The organism is Picosynechococcus sp. PCC 7117 (assembly GCF_001693275.1).
Taxonomy (GTDB): Bacteria; Cyanobacteriota; Cyanobacteriia; order Cyanobacteriales; family MRBY01; genus MRBY01.
In genome coordinates this window covers 2,799,896-2,825,606 of the sequence record NZ_CP016477.1, presented here as the reverse complement: position 1 = coordinate 2,825,606, position 25,711 = coordinate 2,799,896, and the positions used below count along the sequence as shown (strand labels likewise).

Here is a 25,711-nt window from a genome sequence, read left to right as displayed (position 1 = left end):
CCCGCCATAGATAACGGATGAGTTTAAAACATAAAATTTGCAGATCCAGAGGAAATTTATGACCAGTCAGACAGACCGTGTAGTTATTATTGGTGTTGCCGGGGACTCCGGCTGCGGAAAATCTACCTTTTTACGCCGGCTTACCGATCTGTTCGGCGAAGAGTTCATGACGGTAATCTGCCTTGATGACTACCATAGCCTTGACCGCAAAGGCCGCAAAGAAGCTGGGGTAACTGCCCTCAATCCCAAGGCCAACAATTTTGATCTCATGGCAGAGCAAATCCGTGATCTAAAGAACGGAAAAGCCATTGATAAGCCCATCTACAACCACGAAACCGGGGAAATTGACCCGCCCGAACGCATTGAACCCAACAAAGTTGTTGTGATCGAAGGTCTACATCCCCTCTACGATGCCCGGGTGCGGGAATTAGTCGATTTCGGCGTGTACCTCGACATCAGCGATGAAGTCAAAATCCAGTGGAAGATTCAACGGGACATGGCAGAACGGGGCCACACCTACGAGGATGTTCTCGCTTCAATTAATGCCCGGAAACCGGATTTCAGCGCCTATATCGAACCCCAACGAGAATTCGCCGATGTGGTGATCCAGGTGCTCCCCACTGAACTTGTCGATGACAAAGAAGGTAAATATCTCCGGGTACGCCTCGTCCAAAAAGAAGGAGTTGCGGGCTTCGAACCAGCCTATCTCTTTGATGAAGGCTCTACCATCAACTGGCGTCCCTGTGGCCGGAAGCTCACCTGTAACTATCCCGGCATCAAGATGTACTATGGCCCCGATAACTACTTCGGCAATGAGGTTTCTGTCCTGGAAGTAGACGGGAAATTCGATAATCTCGAAGAAATGATTTACATCGAAAGCCACCTCAGCAAAACGGGCACTAAGTATTATGGTGAAATGACTGAGCTGCTTCTGAAGCACAAGGACTACCCCGGTTCCGATAACGGTACAGGTCTGTTCCAAGTGCTCGTTGGCCTCAAGATGCGCCAAACCTATGAATATCTCACCACTGGGAAAGGGGCGATCGCCGCAAGCGTATAGAAAAAATCAACACCAATAAGTAGTTGTAGGGGCCTGCCATGGCAAGCCCCTACATTTTTTTATGGCAATGACGATATATGGCGCTTTACATCTGGGATTGCAGATAATTTTGCAGGCCAATTTTCTCGATCAGTCCCAACTGTTGCTCTAACCAGTGGGCATGGTCTTCCTCGGTGTCGGCCAGCATCTGCCGGAGGATATCGCGGGTTTGGTAGTCTTGTTCTGTCTCACAAATGGCGATCGCCCCTTTGAGATCCCCAATGACTTTGTACTCATAATCGAGGTCATTTTGGAGCATCTCAGGCACAGTCTTACCAATGTTCAACCCATCCTGTTGGGACAGATCTGGAGTGCTTTCGAGGAACAAAATCCGCTCAATCAATCGAGATGCGTGGCCCGTCTCGTCCTGCATCTCGTGGTTAATGCGTTCATAGAGCTTTGTCAGGCCCCAGTCTAGGTACATCCGGGAATGGGTAAAATACTGATCCCGGGCTGCTAGCTCATTGCGCAGCAGTTTGTGGAGTTGTTCTAAAACGTTTTGATTACCTTTCATCGGAATTGTCTCAATACTCTAAGTGAATAAAAACATGGCCATAGCGTGGCCCATACCCTTGCCCTATCTACATCATCGACTGTAAATAGTTTTCTAAACCAGAATTTTCGATCAGCCACTGCTGGGACTCGAACCAGTCGATCTGTTCTTCGGTTTCTTCAAGAATTTCGCCCAAAAGATCACGACTGACATAATCTTGTTCTGTCTCACACAATTGAATCACTGCTAGTAACTCATTGCGGATCGTTGTGGCGGTCGCTAGCTCATTGGCCAACATTTCTGGCACATCTTCACCAATCATCAATTTGCCAAGGCTCTGGAGGTTGGGCAAGGCCTCTAAAAACAAGATCCGTTCAATAAGACTGTCGGCCTGCTTCATGGCCTTGATGGAGTACTTATATTCTTGATCATTCAATGTCCCCAAGCCCCAATTCTTGGCCATTCTCGCGTGGAGAAAGAACTGGTTAATTGCAGTCAACTGGGACTTTAAGACTGCATTAAGCTGGGTGTTAATGCCGGATTTTCCTTGCATTTCGCCTTATTTCACTCCAAATCGGCCACCTTTAATCTAAAAGGTGTCATAAATACTTCGGTATGTCTAGCTTAGGGCAGTTCCCAACATTGGGGGGCTTTACTCACAAAATTTTATTTTCTGATCAACTTTAGGACAAAGAATGAGAATCTATTGCAATAATTTTCAGAATAGGGCATAGTAGGGGATGACAGTTAAATCAAGCATTTTCCCCTTGAGGTCACCATGTACGTTTGCCTTTGCCGTGGCATTACCGAAAAGCAAATCCGCCAAGCTGCGGAACAACAAAGCTGCTCTATGAAAGAGCTTTCGAGTGTGATGGGCGTTGGAATGGATTGTGGCACTTGCCTAGAATATGCCGCCCAGCTATTGCAGGATCACCATGAACAAGGCTGTGTGAAGCAACCCTGTACTTCGAGCATTGCCTAAGATAGACAAAATTTTATTTGCAAGTCTTTCTGTTTAGATCCTTTTGTTTTAGAGAAGGTTTTGGATTTATTAAGGTATTGGATTATTAAAAAAGCCCAGTTCAGGATCAATGGCGTTTCAAGTTAGGGTGGTCAACCGCTGATAACGGGCGACGAATTGGGTAGTAGAAATTAGTTTATGGATAATTTAAGGCGTGGTGGGGTTTTCTCTCGCTGGAGTCGGCGGCAAATTTTACAGACAGGATTAGTCGGTTTGGGAACAGGGGCGATCGCCACCTATGGTTGGCGTAAAAAAAACTCTCTTGCCCAAGCTGAAGTCAAAATTCCTCCGGTGACCTTCGACCAAGACAGCATTACCCGCAATGGCTTTGACCCGATGCAAATTTTGCGAGATTTTGACTACGGGGAAGTGAGCGAAGAAAAGGGGCAACGGGTGCGAGAATTTCACCTAGAAGCCAACAGCAGCACTATTTACCTCAATGCCGCCCTTGAATATGTGAGTTGGAATATTAATCAACGGGTGCCGGGGCCAACCCTACGGGCAACGGCAGGCGATCGCGTCCGAATTATTTTTCATAATGCCGATGGACACTCCCACACCCTCCACTTTCATGGGACTCACCCCGATACGATGGATGGGGTCAAACCAGTGCGCCATGGTCAAACCACTATCTATGAATTTGACGCAACACCCTACGGTGTCCACCTGTACCATTGCCACATTGCCCCGGTGACGCGCCACATCGGTAAAGGCTTATTCGGACTTTTTATTATTGATCCCCCTGAACCAAGACCGCCCGCTGACGAAATGGTGTTGGTGCTAGGGGGCTACGATATTAATGATGATGAAAAAAACGAATTGTATGCTTTTAACGGCATTCCCAACGTGTTCCGCGATCGCCCCATCCCCATCGTGCAAAATCAACTGGTACGACTTTATGTCTTGAATATGATCGAGTTTGATCCGGCGATTACCTTCCATATCCACGCCAACTTTTTTCAGCTTTATCGCACTGGCATGGCTATGACGCCCCACGAAGCAAGCGATGTGGTCACCATGGGCACCGCCGAACGGCACATCCTAGAGTTTGCCTATCCTTTCCCTGGTAAATATATGTTCCATCCCCATCAAGATTACATCGCCGAACATGGCTGCATGGGCTTTTTTGAAGTGCTCCCAGCCGGAGCCTAAATCTTTATTGACAAGAACTACTAAAAACCTTAGCGTATTGCAAGCTTGAAAATTATTCTTAATTAGTATGAAATCTATGAAGCCCGTTGAATTGTTCTTAACCCTGGGTTTAGCTGTTAGCCTTGGGGCTTGCGGTACTTCTGTCCCAGACAACGGTGGGGAGGGAGGAGAAAATGCTGCCACGACGGAAGCCGTAGAACAGAATAGTGCTGACCATGGCGGCGAAGGCGGAGAGGGTGGTGAAGGGGGCGAAGGTGCCAGTTCCAGCAATCCCGATGAAGACTATGCCACGACCCTCTCGTTGATGTTGGGACATTTGATGGTGGCCGAAGAATTAATTGCGGTGGGGGAATATGAACAGGCAGAACCGCATATTGGCCACCCTGTAGAAGAATTGTATGGTGCCATTGAGGGTCAATTGGGTGATCGCGGCGTGGTCAATTTTAAAGATGTCCTCAACAGTGCCCATGATTTGATTAAGACAGCACCGGAATCTCCCGAATTACAAACCCAACTCGACGCTTCCATTGAGGCTATTGATACAGCGCTTGCGGCTTTGGGCGAAGCAGAATTGCAGTCCCCTGAGTTTGTCCTTGGGGTCATGAATAATCTCCTCCAGGTGGCCGGGGAAGAATACGCGGCGGCGATCGCCAATGATCAGATCGTCGAAGCGGTGGAATACCAAGATTCCCGTGGTTTTGTTTTCCATAGCGAGATGCTTTATGAACAGGTTGCGGATCAACTCAGCCCGGAGACTCAGGAGGCGATCGCCACGGCTTTAGCCGATCTCAAAACCGCTTGGCCCACGGTGGAACCACCCCAAACCCCCGTGAAAACGCCCCAGGAAGTCTTAAGCCGTATTGTTGAGATTGAAGCCGCCAGCAACCGCTAATCCCAAAGTTCTGTGAATATCATTGACAGTAACCCCGGTAAAACTGGGGTTTTTTAGATTTTTTGGTAAGACAAATGTTCTTTAAAATTCCCCAGGTATTGACACCAGAGGCCCTCGAAAAAATAACCACAACTTTGACCGAAGCCGAATTTGTCGATGGCAAACTTACGGCAGGTTGGTATGCCAAACTGGTCAAAGAAAATCAACAATTGGCCAAGGCAACCCCCACGGCCCAAGCCCTAGAAGAGCAAGTGCGCCAAGCCCTCCAGAACAATGCTCTCTTTCAAACGGCGATCCGTCCCAAAACTGTCCACACCCTGCTGTTTAGCCGTTACGGCCCCGGCATGGCCTATGGTCGCCACACCGACAATGCCCTGATGAATGGGATGCGCTCAGACGTTTCATTTACCCTGTTTCTCAATGAACCTAGTGACTATGAAGGGGGCGAACTTGTCATTGAAGGGGCAGATTCTGAACAAAGCTATAAACTGCCTGCTGGAACGGCGATCGCCTATCCTTCTACCTCGTTGCACCGGGTGAATGTGGTGACGAAAGGAACGCGCTTGGTGGCGGTGGGTTGGGTACAAAGTTGGATTCGCGATGCCCAAAAGCGGGAAATTTTATTTGATCTCGATGTCAGTCGCCGTAGCCTGTTTGCCCAGAGCGGTAAAACCACAGAATTTGATCTTCTCTCGAAAAGCGTGGCGAATCTCCTGCGGCTCTGGAGTGAGTAAACAAACTCACCCAAGATTTTATTGAAAATAAGTATCAATACTATTGACGAACTTCCTAAGTATCGATACACTTTATCTAGTTTAAATAAGAATTATTTTCATTAAAGTATCCCATGAAAATTGTCCACTCCTGCGGTACAACCGATATTACCCAGCAGCTCCGCCAAGATAGCCATGCCCCAGAGCAATCCCAAGGTAGACAGCCCCACACGGCTCCTGATCTTGCCCAATATTATTTAGCGACCCTCAGTTTAGACCATGCTTTAGCGGAGTCCTGAGGCTAGACCAGATATTTCGTTAAAACCACTTTATTTTCTCGGTATAAAAAAATGATTGATTTCTTTTACTTTATGTTTGCGGCTTGCCTTGGTTTTTCGCCAGTTGATGCGGAATCACCCCGCTAGCATTCTTGCCAACTAGACTCCACAAAAGACGATCTCCCTTGTAGACTTTTACGAAAACGATTATCATTATTGTTTTCGTAAATTTAGTGTGTGGAGAATTTTGTAATGCACTCAACCCAAGGATTCGCTGCAGCGAGTTTAAGGTCTCTCATGGGACGTACCCAGCGGCGAACACACTCAGCCTGCCCGTGTTTGCGTTAGATAAACCATTGTTGTAGAAGGATGCGATCCCCAATTGAGATGAAAGCTTGATCGACACTGTTTCTTAACTTGCACAGCATACTCATCTCTTTTTATTCCGGTATATCCCAAGCGAGTAGCGTGTCAGTCTGCTCTTATCACCTTGATATTCTCATTTCTACAAGTATGGCGATCGCCGCCAGTCTACTTTCTCCACAGAAGTTTATCTCCTCTTAGTTTGCTTATAGTGAACTGATAATCAAACAAAAATGATTATGATTATCATTCTGGGTTTGATTTCACTGTATACTCTTGTCCCTATCTGAATCCTTTTATCTAATCCTTGAGGTCTTTTGATAATGCTTTCACTAAAAAAAATATTTTTGCCGGGTCTATTCCTATGGGCATTCCAGGCTACTTCCGCACAGGCACAAGTCTTTGAAATCATTCATCCTGATGTAGATAAAGGTAAGTTCAAGCTTGAAGTACTGTCAGGGGTTACCCTTAGCGAAGTAGAAGACGATGAAGAAGCAGCTGCCTTTGAATTTGCTCTTGGCTATGGAGTCACTGATTTCTGGAAACCCACTTTTGCTATTGAGTTAGCAGATATCGAAGGCGGGAACTTAGAGGTTGAAGGCATTGAGTTCACTAACGTGTTCTTGTTTACGACAGGTGAAGAAGAGTATGGCCATGACGACGATGATGAAGAGCATGGCCATGGACATGGCGGTGCCTTTGGCCTTTTTGCAGGGCTTGAAATTCCCAATGAAGGTGGTATTGATGAAGGTGCCCTTGAAATTGGCCCTATTGGAGAAGTCACTATTGGAGACGTTAACCTTATTGGCAATCTCATAGTTGAGATTCCTTTCAAAGACGAAGATGCAGGGTTGGCTTATGCTCTCGGTGCTTCTACCCCTGTCAGTGAATCAGTTGCATTAGGAATCGAAGCCTATGGCGAATTAGAAGGATTTTTCGGTGGAACAGAAGAGCAATCCCACTTTATTGGCCCTGCGGCTTATTTTGAGACTAGCCTCGGTAAAGATCGTGTGCTTGAACCAAGAGTTGCTTTGTTGTTTGGACTGAGTGAAGATGTACCGGATGCAGTGTTATCGTTCAACCTTGAAATGAAGTTTTAGGCGGCAATCATATATTCAATCTTTGAATATGGGTTCGTATTCCCTCGCTAAAAACCTTGGACTTATCCACTTAACCTAAAAAACTTTTCCTCACCCTTGATGTAGTGGCTAGAATTTATGGCTAGCCGCTTTTTTTGTTTGAAATTCATTTGCGATGGTCGGAATTTTGCCTGTGGTCGATCCAGCGGCGATCGCCTGGGCATCGGCAAAAATAGCCGCCGCAACCTGGGGTTGGGCCTGGCTTTCAAGGAGATAGCCGAGTTGATTGAGCACCACAACTTGGGTCTGTACGTCCTGGCGATCGCGGGCCAGATGGAGTTGTTGCCGCAGGACGGTTTCTGCTGCCTGGAGATTATCCTGAGTCAAATAGGTATCAGCTAAGGCTGTGAGGGTTAAATTCAGCTGATCCCAAGTGCGAAACTGTCGATAAATCGCCTCGGCCCGGTGCCAGTGAAACAGTGCTGTTTCTAGGTTGCCTTCGCTGTGGGCCTGGCGAGCAAGTTCAAAATGACGATCCGCATCTTTACGCTGGAGTAATTTTTGTTCGGCGTTTTGTTTGCGCCCCTGACCAACGGCTGGCACTGTCCCTAAAACCCCTACAGTGCCTAAACTTAAGAGTAAGCAGAGGGTCAGCCAAAAGGGGAAGGTTACAGTCCGGGAAGGAGCGGGCGATCGCATAAAAAATTAAACCCAAAAAACAGCGCGCTTAAAAAACCAAAGTCCTTCCATCTTAGCGGTAAATCTCGATCATCTTGCCGAGACGAAAAAGAGGTAAAGAAATTGACTTTCCTTACCCCAGGCGTTGTGTAGATTGGCCGTTCAGCGGTTAATGCCGTTGGCAAATGAAATGATATTACGAAAAACCCTGACCACGATTTTTGGAGGGCATGCAGAAACAGTTTTCTATCTGTTGTCGCAACGTTGCCTCATCTAAATCTTGGCCGATCAGCACCAACTGATTTTTTTTCGTTTCCCCAGGTTTCCATTCCGAATCATCGATCGTAAACCGCTTTCCACTCAGGTGAAACACATGGCGTAGCGGGCTTTCATCAAACCACAGAATTCCCTTCGCCCGGAACACATTCACGGGTAACTGATTATCTAGGAAATATTGAAACTTGCGAATTGCAAAAGGTTTGTCACTTTGGAAAGAAATTGACGTAAACCCATCGTTTTCTAAATGGTTTGAGTGGTGATGATGGTGTTCGTGGTCGTGGTCGCACTCTGGGGTGCAAACATGGTCATGATCGTGGTGGTCATGGTTATGCCCATGGTCGTGGTCGTGGTGATCATGGCTGTGGTGGTGATGCACATGGGTATCTGCCACATCAAAATACTTATCCGACTCAAACAGGCCCACACTGAGTAGCAACGGCAAGGGTACTTCAGACTTTTGGGTGCGCAGGAGTCTAGCCCCTTCTTTAATGTCGCGGATTCTGACTTCTAGGGCGTCAACGTCTGACTCCTCAACCAAATCCGTTTTATTCAACACGATGATGTCACCGTAGGCGATTTGGCTGTAGGCCGCTTCACTATTAAATAAATCCAAACTAAAATTGGCACAATCCACCATGGTCACAATGGAATCTAGGCGGGTTAGGTCTCGTAACTCTGTCCCCAGGAAGGTCAAGGCCACAGGTAATGGATCTGCCAGCCCCGTTGTTTCAACGACGAGATAATCAATTTTGTCACCCCGATCAAGGATTTTATGCACCGCATTCACCAGATCTTCGTTGATGGTGCAGCAGACACAGCCGTTGCTGAGTTCCACCATGTTGTCTTCGGTGGTGACAATTAGCTCATTATCAATCCCAATTTCCCCAAATTCGTTCACGAGGACAGCGGTTTTTAGTCCCTCTTGGTTGCTGAGGATGTGGTTTAGTAGTGTCGTTTTGCCGCTGCCGAGAAATCCGGTGATAATCGTTACGGGAAGGCCACTTTTACTGGCATCTAAGGTATCGGCACCTGGGGCTTGGCTACTGACTGTGGGCATAATATTTTTCACTTTCAATTAGAAAACAACTTCTTCTTATCTTACACAGTATTTTTGGCGTCTAGAGTCGGAGCGATGCTTTGGGAAAAGTTAGGAATGCGCAGATGAGAAGGCCACGGTCAACTTGGAAAAAATGCGTCAGAGGAGAAGGGCGATATTGACCATGGCGATCGCCAAAATTAAGCGACATTGGCAAACCTATCTGACGGAATTTGGGCCAGGGATTGAAATGTGGGTTTAGCAAAATAAAAGCCTTGGAAAAGGTTAATGCCTAGCCCTTGGAGGGTGGTTAATTCTGCTTGGGTTTCAATGCCTTCGGCAATGACAAGACTAGAGAGTTCCCCGGCAACTTGTAGTACACCTTTGACAATGGCTTGCCGCACTTTATCTTGGTCAATGCCGCGAATTAAGGCCATGTCAAGTTTGATCAAATCAGTCTGAATTTCTGATAGAAGATTTAACCCAGCATAGCCTGCCCCAAAATCATCAATGGCTGTTTTAAAACCACGGGCTCGATAATATTCAACGATTTTTCGGAGGTGGACTAAATCTGTGATTTGTTCACTTTCGGTAATCTCAAAAATAATTTGCTCAATGGGAAATCCATAGGTTTCCGCCGCTTCTAGGGTTGTGCGAATGCAGCGTTCTGGTTCATAAACGGCATTGGGTAAGAAATTAATACTCAAAAAACAGGGAATATGCAGTTCTGCAGCAAGACGAATCGCTGTGGTGCGACAGGACTGGTCAAATAAGTAGCGGTTACTGTCGTTAATGTGTTGAAAAATTGCTTGGGCTGACTCATTATTTAAACCCCGCACCAGGGCTTCATGGGCAAAAATTGTTTGGGTTTCTAGGTTGACAATGGGTTGAAAGGCCATTGTGAATTCGAAATCGAGTTTATTTCGATTCGTGCATTCTCTACATTCCATGGTGCACCTAATTTATAGGGTCTCTTAACTATCTTGGCGATGATCAATATTGAACATCAACATATTCAGCGGTTAGGGTTTGTTTCCATGAAGATCAATATTTATCCATAAAAAATCGCCTCTCTTGGATCTTAGTTCAAAAAAGGCGATCGCCAAATTGACGTCGGTTAAACGAAAGGTTTAGATACCGAGGCGTTGGTAGACCTGATCGAGGTGACGCAGTTGGAATTGTGGGTCAAAGCAGGCTGCAATCTCCTCGCCAGAGAGGTGTTGGGTAATTTCCGCATCTTGCTCGACGTTGGCGCGGAAGTTCCCGCCTTCAGTGTTCCAGGCGGTGTGGGCGCAACCTTGCACAAGGCGGTAGGCATCCTCACGGGTCAAGCCTTTCTCGACGAGGGCCAGCAGTACCCGCTGACTGAAAATCACGCCGCCATAGATGTTCATGTTACGTTTCATGTTCTCTGGGTACACCAAAAGATTCTTCACGAGGCTAATGGTCTCCCGCAGCATAAAATGCACGAGGATGCAGCTATCGGGCACGGCAACCCGCTCGACGGAACTGTGAGAAATGTCCCGCTCATGCCAGAGGGCAACGTTTTCGAGGGCGGCCATCGCATTACCCCGCACCAAGCGTGCCATCCCGGTTAAACGTTCAGAACGGATCGGGTTGCGCTTGTGGGGCATCGCTGAAGAGCCTTTTTGACCCTTGGAGAAATATTCTTCGACCTCTAATACATCGGTGCGTTGGAGGTTGCGAATTTCTACGGCAAAGCGTTCGATGCTGGCGGCCAACACAGCCAATTGGTTCATGTAGTTGGCGTGGCGATCGCGGGAAATCACCTGGGTCGAAGCAGTATCGGGATCCAGGCCGAGTTTTTGACAAGCTAAAGCTTCAACGCGGGGTTCAATGTTCGCATAGGTTCCCACAGCGCCAGAGATTTGTCCCACGGCAATTTCTTTGCGCACAGCGACAAGGCGATCGCGGTTCCGGAGCATTTCCGCCAGCCAACCCGCCAGCTTAAACCCAAAGGTCATCGGTTCGGCATGGATACCATGGGAACGACCCACCATCACGGTGTAGCGGTGTTGTTGGGCTTGGTAGCGAATCGCTTGAATCAGTTCTTCGACACAGGTCAGGATTAGATCGAGGCTATCCACCATCTGCAGAGCAAGGGCCGTATCCAGAACATCGGAACTGGTCATGCCGAGGTGAATATAGCGTCCCGCATCGCCGACATATTCATTGACGTTGGTGAGAAAAGCAATCACATCATGGCGCACTTCTTTCTCAATTTCTAAAACCCGCGCTTCGTCGAACTGGGCTTTGGCTTTGATTTCTTCTACGGCTTCTGTGGGGATATACCCTAACTCTGCTTGCGCTTCACAGACGGCAACTTCGACTTTCAGCCAGGCCTTGAGTTTTGCTTCATTTGTCCAGAGATTCCCCATTTCGGGGAGGGTATAACGTTCAATCACGAGATGTGCCGCAGAATACAACCTAGCTATTTTACAAGGGGTTGTTCAAATTTTGGCAATGTTTTTACGGGGGTTTACGGGGGAGGCGATCGCCTTTGGGACAGAAGTCTCTCGTCGGCATTGCCCTAAAGTTCGGTTTAGACCATAAAGCGCCATCAAGCTCAAGATATGTACAGTTTCCGGCCTGCCCCCAAAGGAGGGAGTTAAGCTAAAAGTAGCCGATGTTGTTCTAAATTATCGTTGGCGATCGCCGAGGGGTTTGTACCATGACAAACAAACTATTCACCACAGAAATCACCACGGGTGACATCACCCTCACCAGTAATGTGACCAGTGTGACGGCACGGGCCAATCGCATCTCTCGCGTGGAAGAAAAACGAGACGATCCTCGCAAAAACCCTGCTGCTATCTACGTTGACCTAAGCGTTGATCACCCAGAAAAATTCCATGATGTCCTCGAAGCTACCGAAGCCGTTGATCTAGCCTTGAGCCTAAATGATGCAGTGGAAATGGGCCTATTGATGGTGGCCATGGGCCTAGAGCATAAAACCGATGCGCAAATTAAGCAGGTACTCGACCGTCTGGCGGATTTAATTGAACAGTACCGTTAGCCAAAGGTCTTTAATGTTTATGCCTTAGCGGTTATTGAAAAAGTCCCAGATGATGCGGGGGAGTTCAATAATCTGTGTAATCACCTGCCCCGACTGAATCCCGAAGACCAGTTGCAACACCAGCACAATGGCCGCAATGGTCACAGCGGTTTGCACGCTGGTTTTCACGATTTTGATAAACGCGGTAAAAACTAACCAAGAAATAATTAAAGCGGCGACGATCACAATAATTTCGATCGGCATCGGTGCTCACTCTCCACAAGGTGCGATTTGGCCTGGCCTTATCCTAGGGCAAAAGGGGAAAAGATTATTGGGGAAGCTGTTTCACTTCAGCGAGCCAGCGGTCTTCGTCGGAACTATCCTTGGCGATCGCCAGATAGCTATGTTCGGTGCGATCAACGATCAAAATTTTGTCGCCCCGTCGGGGAATCACCTCGGCCCAGTGGGGTAAACTCACCGGGACAGTCATCAGGTTCCGAGCCGAATCGTACACATCCGCTTGGCCAATTTTGCCAGCGACGTAATGGGGGAGAGTTTTAGAAGAGACCACCCCCAGGCACCCAATTAGGCGATCGCTGCTGACATCTTCCCCAAAGGCGGCAAACACTTTCCCCAGGGGGTAAGCCAACAGTTTCCCGATCCAGAAGGCGATCGCCCCACTCCCAAAAAAGACCACAATCCCTAAAAATCCCGTCGGTGTCCCCAGGCCCACGTTGAACATCCATCCCAACAGACCCCACAGACTCAAATCTGTGGCCAAAAGCAACATCAACGGCGCTTGCCCAAAGCCAAACCAAGACAACACCGACCAGAGACCAAACCCTTCGCCCTCAACCTCGGTATCCCCATCGAGATCACCATCAATGTCGGCATCTAAGTCCATATCGGCGTCAATGTCCGCATCAAAATCGGCCTCCATATCGAGGTCATCGTCCCCACCCCCAGAGAAAATGACAAACAAATACAACAGGATGCCACTCCCCAGAAGCACCCAGTAGCCTAAGTTTGACGCATCAAAAATCATGGATGCACCGTATCCGGGACAGAGTAAAAAATTCGCACGGGTCGCTCCCCAAATCTAGGAATTTTTTTGGCGATCGCCACCACCATAATCTAGCTCTAGACTTATTTCCCAAATTTTTGTTGCGCGCGCATCACCAGTTCCGCCGTAATTTCTTCAACTTCTTCTTCACGGGCAAGTTCTTCGATGGTTTGTCGCGCCTGGGAACGGGCATAAAAAGGAATATTTTTGTATTTGGTTTTCGCTTCTTCCGTCCAGGGGATTTCGTCAGGAAAATTAGGATAAGTCATCGTTTCAGTACCTTAGGGGGAGTTTTCTGAATCATAGCAAGGATTTCCGGGGGTTAAAAGCGCGGTTTCGTTAAATTTCTTGATATTTTTTTAGTGCAAATGTTTTTGTCTCCACGGCAAATCCCAAGTCACTTGCCATCGATTCTCTAACGGAGCGCCAGGGCGGCAATTGGCGGTTGAGATTGCGTCATATTCAAAAGATTTTTTCTATATCAACAACTCTAAAAGCTGGTTTTCATTCAGTTCTTGAATCCCCAATTGTCGGGCTTTGTCTAGTTTAGATCCGGCATTTTCGCCCGCCACAAGATAGTCAGTATTTTTGCTGACAGAACTCGTGACTTTGCCGCCGGCTGCTTTGATTTTTTCGGCAGCTTCAGTGCGTTTGAGGGTCGGTAATGTCCCTGTGATCACAAAGGTTTTACCGGAAATCTGATGATTGGCTTGGGTTTGGGCCGTCTGGGTTTGGGCAAAGGTCAAGCCCGCTTGTTGCAGCTTTTCGATCAATTGTTGATTCGCATCCACCCGGAACCAATCGACGACGGACTGGGCAATTTCTTCGCCAATGCCATAAACTCCCTGTAATTGGGCGAAGCTGGCTTTTTGGAGTTGGTCTAAAGTTGGGAAGTTTTGTGCCAAAATTTCTGCATTGACTTTCCCCACAAAGCGGATGCCTAAACCATACAAAACACGGGCATAGTCTTGATCTTTTGAGTGGGCGATCGCCTGGATTAAATTTGCCGCTGACTTTTGCCCCATACGGGGGAGAGACTGCAACTGTTCGCTGGTTAGGTCATAAATGTCGGCGATGGATTGCACTAGACCATGCTCAATCAAAAGAATCACATTTTTCTCGCCTAAACCCTGGATATCGAGGGCGTCGCGGCCAGCCCAATGGACGAGGGAACCCCGCAAAATCGCCGGACAAGAACTATTCACACAACGGGCGACGGCTTCTCCAGAGGGGCGTACCAGGGCTGAGTTGCATTCGGGACAATGACTTGGAAATTCGTAAGGAATAGTTGCTTCTGGGCGTAAATCAACTAAAACTCGCAAAACTTCCGGAATAATTTCCCCTGCTTTGCGAATGACGACTGTATCACCGATTCTAAGATCTAATTCTTTAATGCGGTCTTCGTTGTGGAGGGTGGCCCGTTGTACCGTTGTTCCTGCCAGTTGCACCGGTTCCATGACGGCCATGGGAGTGACAGCCCCCGTTCTGCCCACGTTGACGATGATGTCTTTGACGGTGGTGGGGGCTTCCTCGGCGGCATATTTCAAGGCGATCGCCCAGCGGGGAAATTTTTGGGTGAAGCCCAACTCAGCCTGGAGGGAAAAGTCATTGAGTTTAACGACAACCCCATCGGTCAGGTAAGGGAGTTTTTTGCGGCCTTCATCCCATTTTTCAAAATAATTTTTAACGGCAGTTAAATTAGGGCAAAGCTCACGGTTTGGATTGACTCGAAACCCCATTTTTTTCAGAAATTCGAGAGCTTCCCATTGGCTGTTTAGCTGAGGGGAATTGTGCGATTCTGGGAGGTGGAGGGTGTAGGCAAAAAAGTCTAACTTGCGAGCTGCAACAATCCGGGAATCGAGTTGTCGTAGAGTACCAGCGGCGGCATTTCGCGGATTAGCAAATAGATTTTCGCCCGCTTTTTCCCGCTCTTGGTTAATCTTTTCAAAGGTTTCTAGGGGTAAAAAAGCTTCCCCCCGCACCTCCACTAAAGGGGGCGGATTGTCGAGGTTTAAACGCAAGGGAATGGTACGAATGGTACGCAGATTTTGGGTGATTTCTTCCCCTGTCACACCGTCGCCCCTGGTGGCTCCGCGCACTAAAATGCCGTTTTCGTAGGTTAAGGCGATCGCCGAGCCATCGATTTTAAGTTCGCACACATAACCGGAATCGCTGGGGATTTTTCCGGCCAACGCCCGTTGCCACCGTTGTTCCCACTGGGTCAGTTCCCCAAAGTCAAAGGCATTTTCCAGACTGTAGAGGGGGATATTATGTTTGACGCTGGTGAATTGGGTGGCGGGCTGGTCGCCGATCCGTTGGGTAGGACTGTCGGGGGTGATGAGTTGGGGATGTGCCGTTTCCAGGGCCACCAGTTCCCGATAGAGCTGGTCATAGACAGCATCCTCCATGAACGGCGCATCGAGGACATAGTAGGCATAGGCTGCTTTTTGCAGTTGCGATCGCAGTTGGGCCAGGCGGGTTTGGGGGGCGTCGGACATGGGTTCGGGGGAAAGATTTTCAAGCCGCCATTATAGGCGATCGCCCCAGGGAAATTATTCCGTTGCCTCTGCTTCTGGATCGGTTTCGGTGGGGACGGCTTCGAGGGCCTTGAGATCTGCGGCACTGAGCACGGCCATTTCCTTAATTTGGTCTTTGTAGGTGGCGGGGGCGAGGTTGATCGCGGTCATGAAAAAGGGTTTGGCGGCGGCTTCATTCCCTTGATTTTTTAAGACCATGGCCTTGGCGAGGACTGGCCGAAAGTCTGTTTTATTCACCGTGGCGGCTTGGTCATAGATGGCGATCGCCTCCCCGAAGCGTTTTTGGGCGACGTAAATTTGCCCCAGCATCAGTTGAATAGACGTCACTTTTTCTGGATCAATTTCAATGGTTTCGTCTTCTGTTAATTGCCCCATGTCCTTGAGGGTGGTTTGGAGCAGTTCAATCGCCCCCTCTGGCCGATTTTGCACCAGGAGCAGATCCACCATGCCCTGGAGAGCGTTGATGTGGGTCGGATCTGTCAACAACACTTTTTTGTAAGTGGCCGCCGCTCCTTCATAATCCTTGGCCTCCTGTTCCACCTGGCCCAACAGGACGAGGTAATCGGGATTATCACTGTGGATTTGCGCCAGACCATCGAGGGCAGTGGCCGTTTTTTCTAAATCATTAAGCTTGAGGCTGGTATCCAAGAGACCCCGCAGCGCTTTCTCGTTATTGGGTTCTTTTTCTAACCAGATTTCATAACTTTGTTGGTCTTTTTCGAGGAGGGCGATCGCCGGATCAGGAGTTGTTTCGGGTTGCACCTTAGCCGCCGCTGCCGTCTGCCGGGCCAACATCCACTGGTCGAAGCGGGGCATCACCAAAAGTCCCCCAGCCAACAGAAACAGAAGCCCAGAAAGACCATAGACCCAGGGACGGGGACGATAGTATTTTTCGATGATGTGACTCGCCATGGCTATAGATAGTGGGGAAAACTAGAGGGATAAAAACCAGACCCAAAAGACCGGAAAAGTCAGAAGGTTGGCAAAATTTTATCTAAATTTTACTGATTTATCACCTCTGACACCCCATTGAGTACAATAGGCAGGCGCTAAACGTCTTCGTCCGTCCTATATGATCGAAGGCAGAATGCTAATTTTTATCGTGATGGCGATCGCCTACCGATGATGTTGATGTCTGATAGTTGACTATCTGGTATCGAAAACGATCTGTATTTTTTGTTAGCCCACCTAGAAAGCATTGGATAAGCCCGTGTCTGAATCTAACCATCATCTATCGTCTCCACCAGCGCCGAATCCCCATGAGGACCAGACGACCTCCCAAAAACTACGGCAACATCCCATTCCCCCCGCGAGCCACCCCCGTCAATATCGGGCCATTGGCATTGTGCGCGGCAAATATACCCCCGAAGATCCAGAGCAAATTAGTAAGGGGGCGATCGCCACAACAGATGGCACCATCGAAGCCGTTTTGTTGGGTCGTGTGATTAGCCTGATCAAAAATCACATTGACCTCAACCAAGAGCACGTTTGGGTCGTCTATCCCCGCACCCGTCAGGATGATAACCATCTCCACCTCCAGATTCTCGGCATTTGGGAGCCCGAAAACCTTGATGATCCAGAGGCCCTCACGGAGTCTATTCCCACCAGTGACCAAGTCGAAGACGGCTATTTTTCCATTCGCGGCCAGGTGGTTTTCTATGATGCCGAATCCAAAAAAGTCATCGTTAAAATTCGCCAATCCCCGAAGAAGCAAGGGGACAAGCCCAAGTTTTTCAAGATTCAACTGATCGGTGCTCTGCCGGATCGCCCCGTTAACCATTTCTACGATCTCCAGGCGAAGCTCCTCGATAATATGCTGATGATTCAAACCTGCGAAGATATTGGCTATATCAGCAGCCGTCGCAAAGGCCCCAAGCCAGGCGGAAAACCCTTTAACCGCGACAAGAGCAAGCCCAGACCCGTCGCCGATCATCACGCCAGTGACAGCCATGGGGCAACTGCCAGAGCGAGACCGGTGCCTCGACCCAAACCAAAGGATAGTGAGGGCTAAATCACGGTCGTTTTTAGGCTAACTTCCAGTTTCCCCCTTTGATGAAGAAAAGTCATTGGGGGTTCTTTGTTGGCTGAGTTTGGCCAGGGTATCAAAGGCGAATTTTTGTACCAAGATTTCTAGGGCCCGGGCGATCGCCGTTGCCTGGGGCGGCAGTTGATCAATGAGGGCTTTGAGGTGTTGGGCCCGGGCCGCGAGGGCGGCTTGGTGAAAGGCAGTTAACCATTCAGGGGGAAATTTTTGTAAGGCCTCTGGTGTTAAGGCTGGGAGTTGTTCATCCCGTGCTTGGGGAGGATAGAGGGCCAGGTACATCGGGTTGGCCGGGGTCGCCCCCGTGAGCTCAAAGGAAAAACAAGAACCGACTCCTGGCTGGCTACTGACAACGATTTCACCGCCCATGAGGTTGACAAATTTTTGACTGAGAGCCAAGCCCAAACCACTGCCTTGACCCATGCGATCGCCTGCTTCTAATTTCACAAAATTATCAAAGAGTCTGGTGAAATCTGTTTCGGCAATGCCAATCCCTGTATCCGTGACGCTAAACCGGAGACGGAGGGGATTTTGCGCCAGGGTTTTGACCGTCAGTTGAACGCAGCCACTGTCGGTAAATTTGAGGGCGTTATTCAAAAGATGGAGCAGCACGGAGTGGAGTTTTGCTTGGTCGGCGTTGATATAGCGGGGCACCTGTTCGTCCCAGTGGATATCAAGCTGGATATTTTTGTGCTGGATTTCGAGGGCATACATTTGGGCGAGATCATCCAGAAGATCATGGAGATTAAACAGGTTGGGGTTTAGTTGTAGGGTGCCCTTTTCAAATTTGGCCAGGTTAAGAATATCGTTGAGCAACGCAAGGAGATGCTTCCCCGACCGATGAATGATGCTGAGGTATTCCTGGTGATCCGTCGAGAGGTCTGGCGATCGCTCCATAATTTGGGTAAAGCCTAAGACCGCATTTAGGGGGGTTCTTAGTTCATGGCTCATGCTTGTGAGGAACTGATTTTTAGCATGGTTTGCAGCCTCCGCCAATTCCTTCGCCAGTTCGAGTTGCTTATTGGCCTGCTGCCGCTGGTAATAGTTGTAGATCAAGTTCCCGGCGATCGCCAAAATATCCGCATCTTCCTTTGACCACAGCAGATGATCTACCGCTGTCGAAGAGCAAGCAATGTAACCCCAGGGTTGCCCGGTCGCATCCTGAATCGGCACCCACAATACTGCCTTAAGATCCAAGTAAGCGACCAATGTCTGTTCCGGTTTTGCCGTTTCCGGGAGGGGATGTTGGCGATCAAAGAGAATGACTTTTTGTTGCTGCCAATGGTCTAACCACCAAGGATAGGCACTGAGATCGATGGTGTTAAAGTTTTCGTCGAGGTCGAGGTGAGGGCCAGCATGCCAACTCACAAGGCGTTCGACAGAGTTGGCCTCCATTTGGCTGATCATCACCGAAACGCGGTCTGCCTGAAAAGTACGCCCCAGTAACGCTAAAACTTTCTCTAAATTCAGCTCAGCTTCAACGACCATCAGATGGGACATCTCAGCCAGCATGGTTTCGAGCTTGAGGCGATGGCGGAGCACCTCATCAAAGTTTTTTCGCTCCGTAATATCTAGGGCAAAACCATCAATAACTAGATCGCCACTATCGACCGCATGGATATTAAAGGAGCAGTCGTAGAACCAGTGCCAATTTCCAGTAGCATCCCGGATCCGATATTCCAGCTCAAAGTTTTTCCCGGTGTGTAAGGTTTGGAGGACTTGATCGACATCGACGACATCTTCTGGATGGATCGACCGGTGCCAGAGTTCTGGTTCATCTAGCAAATGTTGCACTTCATAGCCAAGGATCTGCTCCACCTGGGAAGAATAAAACAAACCACCCCGTTGGGGCGAATATTGGTAGATGATCGCGGGGATGCCATCGACCATTTTTTGGTAGCGATGCTGGCTTTCGACCAGGGCGATCGCCGCCTGTTTGTATTCGCTAATGTCTTCGATAATGGTCAAAAGATATTCTGGTTGGCCCTGGTCATCGTAAATATAAGAGCAAATCACCTTCACCCAAATAAAATGTCCCAGGCGGTGACGGTAACGCTTTTCTAAAACAGCACTGGCCGCTTGGCGGCGGTCGAGCTTTGCCCGTGCCTCATGACAGATACAAATATCTTCAGGGTGGGTGAGTTCTTGCCAGGTGAACTGCTGTAATTCTGCTTCACTGTAGCCACAGATCTCACAGAAGGCTTGATTGACCAAGGAGAAATGATTGGTGCGGTCAATTTGCACAATCCCCAGGGCGGCCTGGTCGAAGATTGTCCGTAGGCGCGCTTCCTGGGACTGTAGTTTGAGTTCTGCTTCTTTGCGTTCGGTAACATCGGTCATGACCCCCACATGGCGCAACAGTTGTTGAGTGCTTGGGTCATAGATTTTGAAAGAGCGGGCATAGATCCAACGCACAACCCCATCGGGGCGGACAATCCGGTATTCTTCGTCAAAGTTTTGGCCCTGCTGCATCTGGGCGATCGCCTGTTGGATTTGCCCTTCGTGGTCTGGGTGTACTGCTGCTAGCCAAGATGTGCCGTCATCAAGGAGACTTTGACAGCTAAGGCCCCAAATTTTTTCGTAGTTCGGACTGACATAAATCACTTCGGTGGGGTCAGGGGAATTGATCCAGAACGCTTCGTCGATATGCTCAACCAGTTCACGGAAGCGCGTTTCACTTTTTTGCAGGGCATTGAGGGTCTGTTTGATCGTCGTAATGTCTTGAATAGTGCCAGCAAAGCCATAGACGTTACCCTGGGCATCTTGGAGGGAATTTGCATATTCCATCACAATTTTTTCACGACCCTGGGCAGTGATGATTCGGTATTCAAAGCCCTTGATGCTTTGTCTTGCTTCTAATTTTTTGATGTTGTTTTTAATGTGGGGATGATCATCAGGGTGTACCATCGCCATGAATTGGTCAAAAGTTGGGGCGATCGCCTGGGGTTCTAGGTCAAAGATGCGATAAACTTCGTCAGACCAAATGAGGTCATCGCTTGTCAGGTGTTGCTCCCAGCTCCCAATGTGGGCGATCGCCTGGGCCTTCTCTAAATGGGCTTCACTGGCGGCCAGGGCATTGAGGGTCTGCTGCATAGCCGTAATGTCTTGCACTGCCCCCCCCAGGAAAATGGGTTGTCCCTGTTCGTTCCGGGTCAGCTCGTGGTAATCCTTGAGGTAACGCACTTCGCCGTCGGGCGTAATAATGCGATATTCAGAACTTGGGAGGGATTGACCGGTAAAGATATTTTCAATATTGGTGCGAATGCGATCGCGGTCGTCGGGGTGCACCCGCTCAAAAAAGGTTTCCGCATTGGGTTGAATTTCACCGGGGGCAAAGCCAAAGATTTGAAATGTTTCTGGAGACCAGTAGGTTTGATTTGCCTGGACATCCCATTCCCAAACGCCAATCTGGGCGATCGCCTGGGCTTGGGCAAGGCGGGCTTGACTCGCGGCGAGGGCTTGGGTGCGTTGCTCAATGAGATCTTCGAGGTGGGTTTGATAACGGTTGACCTGTTGGGCTAAGTGATTACGGGCGGTCACATCCGTCAAGACGACTAATAGCCGAGAGTGATGGTTTGTTTGTTCGCAGACAGCCGCCAACTCCACTTCTAGAATGTCGCCATTTTTCTTGATGAACTGATAGGCATCATCTTCTACGGAGCCTTGGGTCGTTAAGGTGGGCAGGAGGATTTGTTGGGCTTTCTGGCGGGAAACTGGTGTCAAAAAATCAGTTACATTGCAGCCAATGACTTGCCGCCGTTCATAACCCAGCACCTGCAACCAGCGATCACTAACCGCAAGGATTTGCCCCGTTGCATCCATCGAATGCAACATTGCTGGTGTTTTTTCGTAGTAGTGGATGGCCTGTTGGTTTAATTCGAGGGCGATCGCCTTTTTCTCGGAAATATCAATGATCACCCCATCGAGCCACAGCAAATTTCCCTGGTCATCAAAGACCCCTTGTCCCCGTTCATCGACCCATCGCACTGTGCCGTCGCGATGTTTGAGGCGATATTCAAGGGCGAAGGGTTTTTTCTCCTGTATTTTACGCTCAATAATCTGGCGCACAAAGGCCTGGTCATTGGGGTGGATTAGGCTCGCATAATGGCGATCGCCCCCTGGGAGAAAGTCCGCAGCAGGATAACCCACCAATTGTTCAATGGTTTCGCTGAAGTAAATCCCGTGCCATTCTGCCGTGTTTAAACAGCGATACACGGTGCCCGGAATATTTTGAATCAACGTTTGGAGGCGATCGCCTTGGAAATCACCTAAAGGTGCAGGCGAAAGTGTCCCCTGGCCATGGCCCAACATCGTCCGTAGGGCAACCCGCAGCGTATGGACCAGCAGCGGCCCCGTCAGTTCAGACCACAAAAAACAATCCAAAACCCCAAGGCGCAACATTTCATCCTGTAGCGCTACCTCATCCGCTAACCCAATCCAAGGCCACCGTTGCAGCACTTCAGCATGGTCAATCAAATAAGGCAGTGGTGCATCGCTGAGATAAAGATCATGGCGGCCCAAACTTTGCAGGGCAGACTCCGTCGTCAAATCAAGCCAAACCAGTTGTAAATCTTCAGCCTGTTCCCCCACCAAAAGCGTTTGCAGCCGTTGGTAAACGCTGATATCCGTTGATAAAACCGCAACACTATAATGAGTAGCAACCATAGGGCGACAGGCACTGTAGCATTTTTAAAAGAAATCTGTTTATCCTGACGAAGGTGAGGCTATGGTGCCATAGCAACCCTTGTTCTCTATCCTAAATGTTTCCCAATAACCGTGGATTATCTTCAGTTTTTTCAACACACAGAACGGCAGCGGGTGAGCGATGGTCAACTGACACCGTTGGTACCGTCTGGTTTGACTCGACCCCTTATGGTGCTGATCCTATCCCAACTCGGCGATTTTGACAGTCTTGAGTATGCTTGGTGGCTCCAAAAAGATGCTGATCTCTGTCGCTGGGTAGATTGTGTCGCGGTGGGCATTGGCGATCGCCGTTCCGGTCAGAAATTTTGTGACTATACGGGTTTCCCGGCCGAGAAATTATTCATCGATCCCAAGGCAACGATTCATCAAGAACTGGGTCTATATCGCGGTCTAACCTGGAAAATTCCCGGACTCAAAGCAGGGCAAAATGCTTGGGTGAATCTGATGTTGATGTGTGCTGGCATTGGCAGTCCGGGCACCCTTAAGGAAGTTTTGCGGGGTTATACAGGGGATAAAAAAGCACCCCAACTGTTTGCCGATGATGAGGTCGTTAAAGCGGCTTCTTTACCAGCCCTACAAGGAGAATTTTTTGCGGCGGCTGGCGGAAAAGGGTTTCAGCGGCCCTTAGAATTGGCGACCCTCCGCCTGCGAAATATGGCCGAAGTCCTGGGGAATTGGTCTACCTACGTGCCCGATGCCCAGTATATGACCCAAAGAGGAGCAACATTCTTATTTGATGCCGATGGCACGTTGCAATATCAGCACTGCGACCAAAACATTTTAGGGTTTGCGGCAAATATGAGCCGGCCTTTGACCTTCCTGGAAAATCTTCCTGATGTGCAGCGGGTCGCGTAGGTGAATTATCAATTTCGCTTTGCCCCCTACCGCCGCCCCTTTAAAACGCCTCTGCAAACTCACCATGGTTTGTGGACGGTGCGGGAGGGCATTATTCTGTCGCTCCGGGATGAAATGGGACAGATTACCCAGGGGGAAATTGCACCTTTGCCGTGGTTTGGAACAGAAACCATTAAGGAGGCGATCGCCTTTTGTACTGCCTTTGGAGGAAACATTACTGATGGGCAAATTGCGGCGATTCCCGATGCTCTGCCAGCCTGTCAATTCGGTTTTGAGACGGCCCAACTTAATCTTGCCAGTACCGAAAATTTAGCCCCTCTACACCCTATAAAATTCTGTCAGTTAATCCGGCGATCGCCCACCCTGTTCCAAGACCTACAAACTTTACTACAACAAGGATTTCGCACCTTTAAACTGAAAATTGCCCTGGATACACCCGCAACAGAAATCGCCCTCTGCCAGCAGATCCTGGAAACCTTGCCCGCCGATGGTCAGTTGCGCCTTGATGCCAATGGTGGTTTAACCCTAGAACAAGCGAAGCAATGGTTAGATTGGGGGGAAGCCCAGGCAAAACTAGAATTTATCGAGCAACCTTTAGCTCCTGCGCATTTTTCGGATTTATTGCAGCTAAACGTCGAATTTCAGACCCAAATCGCCCTCGATGAGTCCGTTTCCCAGGTCGCTTCTTTAGAACATTGCTATGCCCAGGGTTGGCGCGGTGTCTTTGTTGTTAAATTGGCGATCGCCGGCTTTCCGTCCCGTCTTCAAGATGTTTGTCAAACTAAAAAGCTGGATTTTGTACTCTCTACTGTTTTTGAAACGGCAGTCGGCCAACGGGCACTTTTAAATTTTTCTCAGGATTTTGTCCAGTCCCGACGAGCCTTGGGTATGGGCGGCACCCAGTGGATTTGATGTTACGATGCTGAATATCCGTTTCCAACACCTGTAATGATTATGATTATGAATATTGCAGATTTGCATCCGAAATATGTCACAGATTCAAGCGGGAAACAAACAGAAGTCATTTTACCCATCCGAGAATTTGAAGCGCTACTTGAAGAGCTTGAAGACCTTGCCATCGTCATTCAGCGGCAACAAGAAGAAACAACAGAACATCAAGTATTTATCGAAGAATTAAAAGCTGATGGACTCCTACCAAATTAGCTGGAAAGCTTCAGCAAAAAAAGAACTTCAAAAAATTCAACCTCAGATTATTCCAGAAATTATTAAAGCTGTTGAATCTTTAGCGGCTGATCCCTATCCTAATGGTTGTAAAAAAATGGCTGGGATGTCCTCAACTTATCGCATTCGCAAAGGCAATTACCGCATTATTTATTCTGTCTTAAAAAATGCATTAATCATTGAAATTATTCGTGTTGGTCATCGCCAAAATGTTTATGAATAAGTAGAAACGACTCTTTGTTGATAAAAACTTAGGGGTGGTACTAAAAGGGTAATGACGGTTTTGTTAAGGTAGAACGGAAGTCATTGACTCCGACCCATGCCTCAATGTCCCAGCTGTCAATCCCAACATACAGTCAAAAATGGGCACATCCACAACGGTAAACAGCGCTTTCTCTGCAAGCAATGCGGTCGTCAATTCGTGGAACATCCCACCAATAAACTCATTGATGCTGAAACCCGCGCTCTGATTGACCGTCTGCTTTTCGAACGTATTTCGATGGCCGGCATCGCCAGAGCTGTTCAAGTTTCTGAACAATGGCTGCAAAATTACGTCAATATGAAAGCAGCACAAGTACCAAGAAGGGCCAAGGTTGTCCCCAAAAAAAGGGGTCTTTAAAGGTGCAGTGTGACGAACTCTGGTCTTTTGTTGACCACAAAGGCAATAAACAGTGGGTCTGGCTGGCCCTTGACGTTCAAACCCGGGAAATTATTGGTCTGCACGTTGGTTGCCGTGGTCGAGAGAGTGCAAAAGCACTGTGGGCGTCATTGCCTGGGGTATATCGGCAATGTGGAGTCTTCTACACGGATGAGTGGGAAGCCTACCGTGGCGTATTCCCTTCAAAGCGTCATCGGGTGGTTAGCAAACAGAGTGGTAAAACCAGTTATATTGAGCGCTTTAATTGTACTGTGAGGCAAAGGATGTCACGGTTTGTGAGACGCAGTCTAGCCTTCTCCAAGTGTGTATTTAATCACATTGGACTATTGTGGAATTTCATCCATCACTACAATTCCTCATTACCCCTTTAGTACTACCAACTTAGGCGATCGCCTCTGGTTCGAGGTCAATCTGGTGGATTTGGCAAAATTAATAAATTTCTCGTTTGGCTTGTTTCCCCTGTGCAACCTGGATACGGTGTTTGAACTGCCGATTGATATCTGCTTGATTTTCGGTCTTCAATCATCCTGACGGCGATCGCGTTACAGTTCGTCACAAAAGCTCCCTTTCCG

26 protein-coding genes are annotated in these 25,711 nt (G+C 48.6%); 14 read left to right on the top strand and 12 right to left on the bottom strand.

Annotated elements, in window-relative coordinates:
- The first annotated feature begins 58 nt into the window (after positions 1 to 58).
- A complete protein-coding gene (locus AWQ22_RS13450) occupies positions 59 to 1,060 on the top strand; it encodes a phosphoribulokinase (RefSeq protein ID WP_012308260.1) in 1,002 nt (333 codons plus the stop codon).
- Between the two features lie 85 nt (positions 1,061 to 1,145).
- Here AWQ22_RS13450 and bfr (AWQ22_RS13445) read toward each other — a convergent pair whose 3' ends face one another.
- A complete protein-coding gene (bfr, locus tag AWQ22_RS13445; protein ID WP_012308259.1) occupies positions 1,146 to 1,613 on the bottom strand; it encodes a bacterioferritin in 468 nt (155 codons plus the stop codon).
- Between the two features lie 67 nt (positions 1,614 to 1,680).
- Positions 1,681 to 2,145, bottom strand: a complete 465-nt coding sequence (gene bfr / locus AWQ22_RS13440; RefSeq protein ID WP_012308258.1) for a bacterioferritin — start codon at positions 2,143 to 2,145, stop codon at positions 1,681 to 1,683.
- 225 nt (positions 2,146 to 2,370) lie between these two features.
- On the opposite strand from bfr (AWQ22_RS13440), the gene AWQ22_RS13435 reads away from it, so the two are divergent.
- The 6 genes from AWQ22_RS13435 (at position 2,371) to AWQ22_RS13415 (ending at position 7,111) form a co-directional block, all read left to right on the top strand.
- A complete protein-coding gene (locus AWQ22_RS13435) occupies positions 2,371 to 2,574 on the top strand; it encodes a (2Fe-2S)-binding protein (RefSeq protein ID WP_012308257.1) in 204 nt (67 codons plus the stop codon).
- 177 nt (positions 2,575 to 2,751) lie between these two features.
- The gene (locus AWQ22_RS13430) at positions 2,752 to 3,765 is read left to right on the top strand and encodes a multicopper oxidase domain-containing protein (RefSeq protein ID WP_065711418.1); all 1,014 of its coding nucleotides are present in this window, start codon (positions 2,752 to 2,754) and stop codon (positions 3,763 to 3,765) included.
- Between the two features lie 67 nt (positions 3,766 to 3,832).
- Entirely contained in the window at positions 3,833 to 4,657 is an 825-nt protein-coding gene (locus AWQ22_RS13425; RefSeq protein WP_065711417.1) for a hypothetical protein, read from the top strand.
- 74 nt (positions 4,658 to 4,731) lie between these two features.
- Entirely contained in the window at positions 4,732 to 5,391 is a 660-nt protein-coding gene (locus AWQ22_RS13420; protein ID WP_065711416.1) for a Fe2+-dependent dioxygenase, read from the top strand.
- Positions 5,392 to 5,504: 113 nt separating this feature from the next.
- Positions 5,505 to 5,669: a hypothetical protein gene (locus AWQ22_RS16780; RefSeq protein ID WP_012308252.1), complete on the top strand. Its 165-nt coding sequence runs from the start codon at positions 5,505 to 5,507 to the stop codon at positions 5,667 to 5,669.
- Positions 5,670 to 6,334: 665 nt separating this feature from the next.
- Positions 6,335 to 7,111, top strand: coding sequence for a hypothetical protein (locus tag AWQ22_RS13415; RefSeq protein ID WP_065711415.1), 777 nt, complete (start codon positions 6,335 to 6,337; stop codon positions 7,109 to 7,111).
- A gap of 108 nt (positions 7,112 to 7,219) precedes the next feature.
- Here the strand turns inward: AWQ22_RS13415 and AWQ22_RS13410 are convergent, their stop codons facing one another.
- From AWQ22_RS13410 to purB, 4 genes are all read right to left on the bottom strand, one after another.
- The gene (locus tag AWQ22_RS13410) at positions 7,220 to 7,789 is read right to left on the bottom strand and encodes a lipopolysaccharide assembly protein LapB (RefSeq protein ID WP_065711414.1); all 570 of its coding nucleotides are present in this window, start codon (positions 7,787 to 7,789) and stop codon (positions 7,220 to 7,222) included.
- Between the two features lie 175 nt (positions 7,790 to 7,964).
- Positions 7,965 to 9,104: a GTP-binding protein gene (locus AWQ22_RS13405; RefSeq protein ID WP_065711413.1), complete on the bottom strand. Its 1,140-nt coding sequence runs from the start codon at positions 9,102 to 9,104 to the stop codon at positions 7,965 to 7,967.
- 179 nt (positions 9,105 to 9,283) lie between these two features.
- A complete protein-coding gene (locus tag AWQ22_RS13400) occupies positions 9,284 to 9,982 on the bottom strand; it encodes an EAL domain-containing protein (protein WP_229364887.1) in 699 nt (232 codons plus the stop codon).
- A gap of 231 nt (positions 9,983 to 10,213) precedes the next feature.
- Positions 10,214 to 11,509 carry an adenylosuccinate lyase gene (purB, locus tag AWQ22_RS13395; RefSeq protein WP_065711733.1) on the bottom strand — a complete coding sequence of 432 codons (1,296 nt, stop codon included), beginning with the start codon at positions 11,507 to 11,509 and terminating at the stop codon, positions 10,214 to 10,216.
- Positions 11,510 to 11,775: 266 nt separating this feature from the next.
- On the opposite strand from purB, the gene AWQ22_RS13390 reads away from it, so the two are divergent.
- Entirely contained in the window at positions 11,776 to 12,120 is a 345-nt protein-coding gene (locus tag AWQ22_RS13390; protein ID WP_065711412.1) for a hypothetical protein, read from the top strand.
- 24 nt (positions 12,121 to 12,144) lie between these two features.
- On the opposite strand, the gene AWQ22_RS13385 is transcribed toward AWQ22_RS13390, so the two are convergent.
- The 5 genes from AWQ22_RS13385 to AWQ22_RS13365 all read right to left on the bottom strand — a co-directional run bounded on the left by AWQ22_RS13385 (position 12,145) and on the right by AWQ22_RS13365 (position 16,611).
- Entirely contained in the window at positions 12,145 to 12,363 is a 219-nt protein-coding gene (locus AWQ22_RS13385; RefSeq protein ID WP_030007410.1) for a hypothetical protein, read from the bottom strand.
- Positions 12,364 to 12,427: 64 nt separating this feature from the next.
- Positions 12,428 to 13,144 carry an OB-fold-containig protein gene (locus tag AWQ22_RS13380; RefSeq protein ID WP_065711411.1) on the bottom strand — a complete coding sequence of 239 codons (717 nt, stop codon included), beginning with the start codon at positions 13,142 to 13,144 and terminating at the stop codon, positions 12,428 to 12,430.
- Between the two features lie 101 nt (positions 13,145 to 13,245).
- Complete coding sequence (locus tag AWQ22_RS13375; RefSeq protein ID WP_012308243.1) at positions 13,246 to 13,431, bottom strand: PCP reductase family protein; 186 nt, start codon at positions 13,429 to 13,431, stop codon at positions 13,246 to 13,248.
- 207 nt (positions 13,432 to 13,638) lie between these two features.
- Positions 13,639 to 15,660, bottom strand: coding sequence for an NAD-dependent DNA ligase LigA (gene ligA / locus AWQ22_RS13370; protein ID WP_065711410.1), 2,022 nt, complete (start codon positions 15,658 to 15,660; stop codon positions 13,639 to 13,641).
- A gap of 54 nt (positions 15,661 to 15,714) precedes the next feature.
- Positions 15,715 to 16,611, bottom strand: a complete 897-nt coding sequence (locus AWQ22_RS13365; RefSeq protein ID WP_071925390.1) for a lipopolysaccharide assembly protein LapB — start codon at positions 16,609 to 16,611, stop codon at positions 15,715 to 15,717.
- Positions 16,612 to 16,909: 298 nt separating this feature from the next.
- Here AWQ22_RS13365 and AWQ22_RS13360 point away from each other — a divergent pair, with 298 nt between their 5' ends.
- Positions 16,910 to 17,710 (top strand): hypothetical protein, encoded by an 801-nt coding sequence (locus tag AWQ22_RS13360; RefSeq protein WP_232321391.1) that lies wholly within the window; start codon positions 16,910 to 16,912, stop codon positions 17,708 to 17,710.
- A gap of 18 nt (positions 17,711 to 17,728) precedes the next feature.
- Here the strand turns inward: AWQ22_RS13360 and AWQ22_RS13355 are convergent, their stop codons facing one another.
- Positions 17,729 to 22,405: a PAS domain-containing protein gene (locus AWQ22_RS13355; RefSeq protein WP_065711408.1), complete on the bottom strand. Its 4,677-nt coding sequence runs from the start codon at positions 22,403 to 22,405 to the stop codon at positions 17,729 to 17,731.
- Positions 22,406 to 22,516: 111 nt separating this feature from the next.
- On the opposite strand from AWQ22_RS13355, the gene AWQ22_RS13350 reads away from it, so the two are divergent.
- From AWQ22_RS13350 to AWQ22_RS16570, 5 genes are all read left to right on the top strand, one after another.
- Positions 22,517 to 23,299: a peroxiredoxin-like family protein gene (locus tag AWQ22_RS13350; RefSeq protein WP_065711407.1), complete on the top strand. Its 783-nt coding sequence runs from the start codon at positions 22,517 to 22,519 to the stop codon at positions 23,297 to 23,299.
- On the top strand, positions 23,300 to 24,211 hold the full coding sequence (locus AWQ22_RS13345; protein ID WP_065711406.1) for an o-succinylbenzoate synthase: 912 nt from the start codon (positions 23,300 to 23,302) through the stop codon (positions 24,209 to 24,211).
- Positions 24,212 to 24,259: 48 nt separating this feature from the next.
- Complete coding sequence (locus AWQ22_RS13340) at positions 24,260 to 24,463, top strand: hypothetical protein (protein WP_223209935.1); 204 nt, start codon at positions 24,260 to 24,262, stop codon at positions 24,461 to 24,463.
- On the top strand, positions 24,444 to 24,704 hold the full coding sequence (locus tag AWQ22_RS13335) for a type II toxin-antitoxin system RelE/ParE family toxin (RefSeq protein WP_065711405.1): 261 nt from the start codon (positions 24,444 to 24,446) through the stop codon (positions 24,702 to 24,704). Before AWQ22_RS13340 ends, AWQ22_RS13335 begins: the two co-directional genes overlap by 20 nt.
- 96 nt (positions 24,705 to 24,800) lie before the next feature.
- A protein-coding gene (locus tag AWQ22_RS16570; RefSeq protein WP_397428282.1) for an IS1 family transposase occupies positions 24,801 to 25,510 on the top strand; the annotation gives its coding sequence in 2 pieces (ribosomal slippage) (positions 24,801 to 25,086 and positions 25,086 to 25,510; 711 coding nt in all).
- Positions 25,511 to 25,711 lie beyond the last annotated feature (201 nt).

Coding starts and splice junctions, on each gene's coding strand:
- AWQ22_RS13355 (WP_065711408.1), bottom strand. CDS start 22,405: ATGGTTGCTACTCATTATAGTGTTGCGGTTTTATCAACGGATATCAGC.
- AWQ22_RS13340 (WP_223209935.1), top strand. CDS start 24,260: ATGAATATTGCAGATTTGCATCCGAAATATGTCACAGATTCAAGCGGG.
- AWQ22_RS13430 (WP_065711418.1), top strand. CDS start 2,752: ATGGATAATTTAAGGCGTGGTGGGGTTTTCTCTCGCTGGAGTCGGCGG.
- AWQ22_RS16780 (WP_012308252.1), top strand. CDS start 5,505: ATGAAAATTGTCCACTCCTGCGGTACAACCGATATTACCCAGCAGCTC.
- AWQ22_RS13380 (WP_065711411.1), bottom strand. CDS start 13,144: ATGATTTTTGATGCGTCAAACTTAGGCTACTGGGTGCTTCTGGGGAGT.
- AWQ22_RS13450 (WP_012308260.1), top strand. CDS start 59: ATGACCAGTCAGACAGACCGTGTAGTTATTATTGGTGTTGCCGGGGAC.
- AWQ22_RS13410 (WP_065711414.1), bottom strand. CDS start 7,789: ATGCGATCGCCCGCTCCTTCCCGGACTGTAACCTTCCCCTTTTGGCTG.
- AWQ22_RS13425 (WP_065711417.1), top strand. CDS start 3,833: ATGAAATCTATGAAGCCCGTTGAATTGTTCTTAACCCTGGGTTTAGCT.
- AWQ22_RS13390 (WP_065711412.1), top strand. CDS start 11,776: ATGACAAACAAACTATTCACCACAGAAATCACCACGGGTGACATCACC.
- AWQ22_RS13335 (WP_065711405.1), top strand. CDS start 24,444: ATGGACTCCTACCAAATTAGCTGGAAAGCTTCAGCAAAAAAAGAACTT.
- bfr (WP_012308258.1), bottom strand. CDS start 2,145: ATGCAAGGAAAATCCGGCATTAACACCCAGCTTAATGCAGTCTTAAAG.
- AWQ22_RS13405 (WP_065711413.1), bottom strand. CDS start 9,104: ATGCCCACAGTCAGTAGCCAAGCCCCAGGTGCCGATACCTTAGATGCC.
- ligA (WP_065711410.1), bottom strand. CDS start 15,660: ATGTCCGACGCCCCCCAAACCCGCCTGGCCCAACTGCGATCGCAACTG.
- AWQ22_RS13435 (WP_012308257.1), top strand. CDS start 2,371: ATGTACGTTTGCCTTTGCCGTGGCATTACCGAAAAGCAAATCCGCCAA.
- bfr (WP_012308259.1), bottom strand. CDS start 1,613: ATGAAAGGTAATCAAAACGTTTTAGAACAACTCCACAAACTGCTGCGC.
- AWQ22_RS13385 (WP_030007410.1), bottom strand. CDS start 12,363: ATGCCGATCGAAATTATTGTGATCGTCGCCGCTTTAATTATTTCTTGG.
- AWQ22_RS13375 (WP_012308243.1), bottom strand. CDS start 13,431: ATGACTTATCCTAATTTTCCTGACGAAATCCCCTGGACGGAAGAAGCG.
- AWQ22_RS13420 (WP_065711416.1), top strand. CDS start 4,732: ATGTTCTTTAAAATTCCCCAGGTATTGACACCAGAGGCCCTCGAAAAA.
- AWQ22_RS13400 (WP_229364887.1), bottom strand. CDS start 9,982: ATGGCCTTTCAACCCATTGTCAACCTAGAAACCCAAACAATTTTTGCC.
- AWQ22_RS13365 (WP_071925390.1), bottom strand. CDS start 16,611: ATGGCGAGTCACATCATCGAAAAATACTATCGTCCCCGTCCCTGGGTC.
- AWQ22_RS13415 (WP_065711415.1), top strand. CDS start 6,335: ATGCTTTCACTAAAAAAAATATTTTTGCCGGGTCTATTCCTATGGGCA.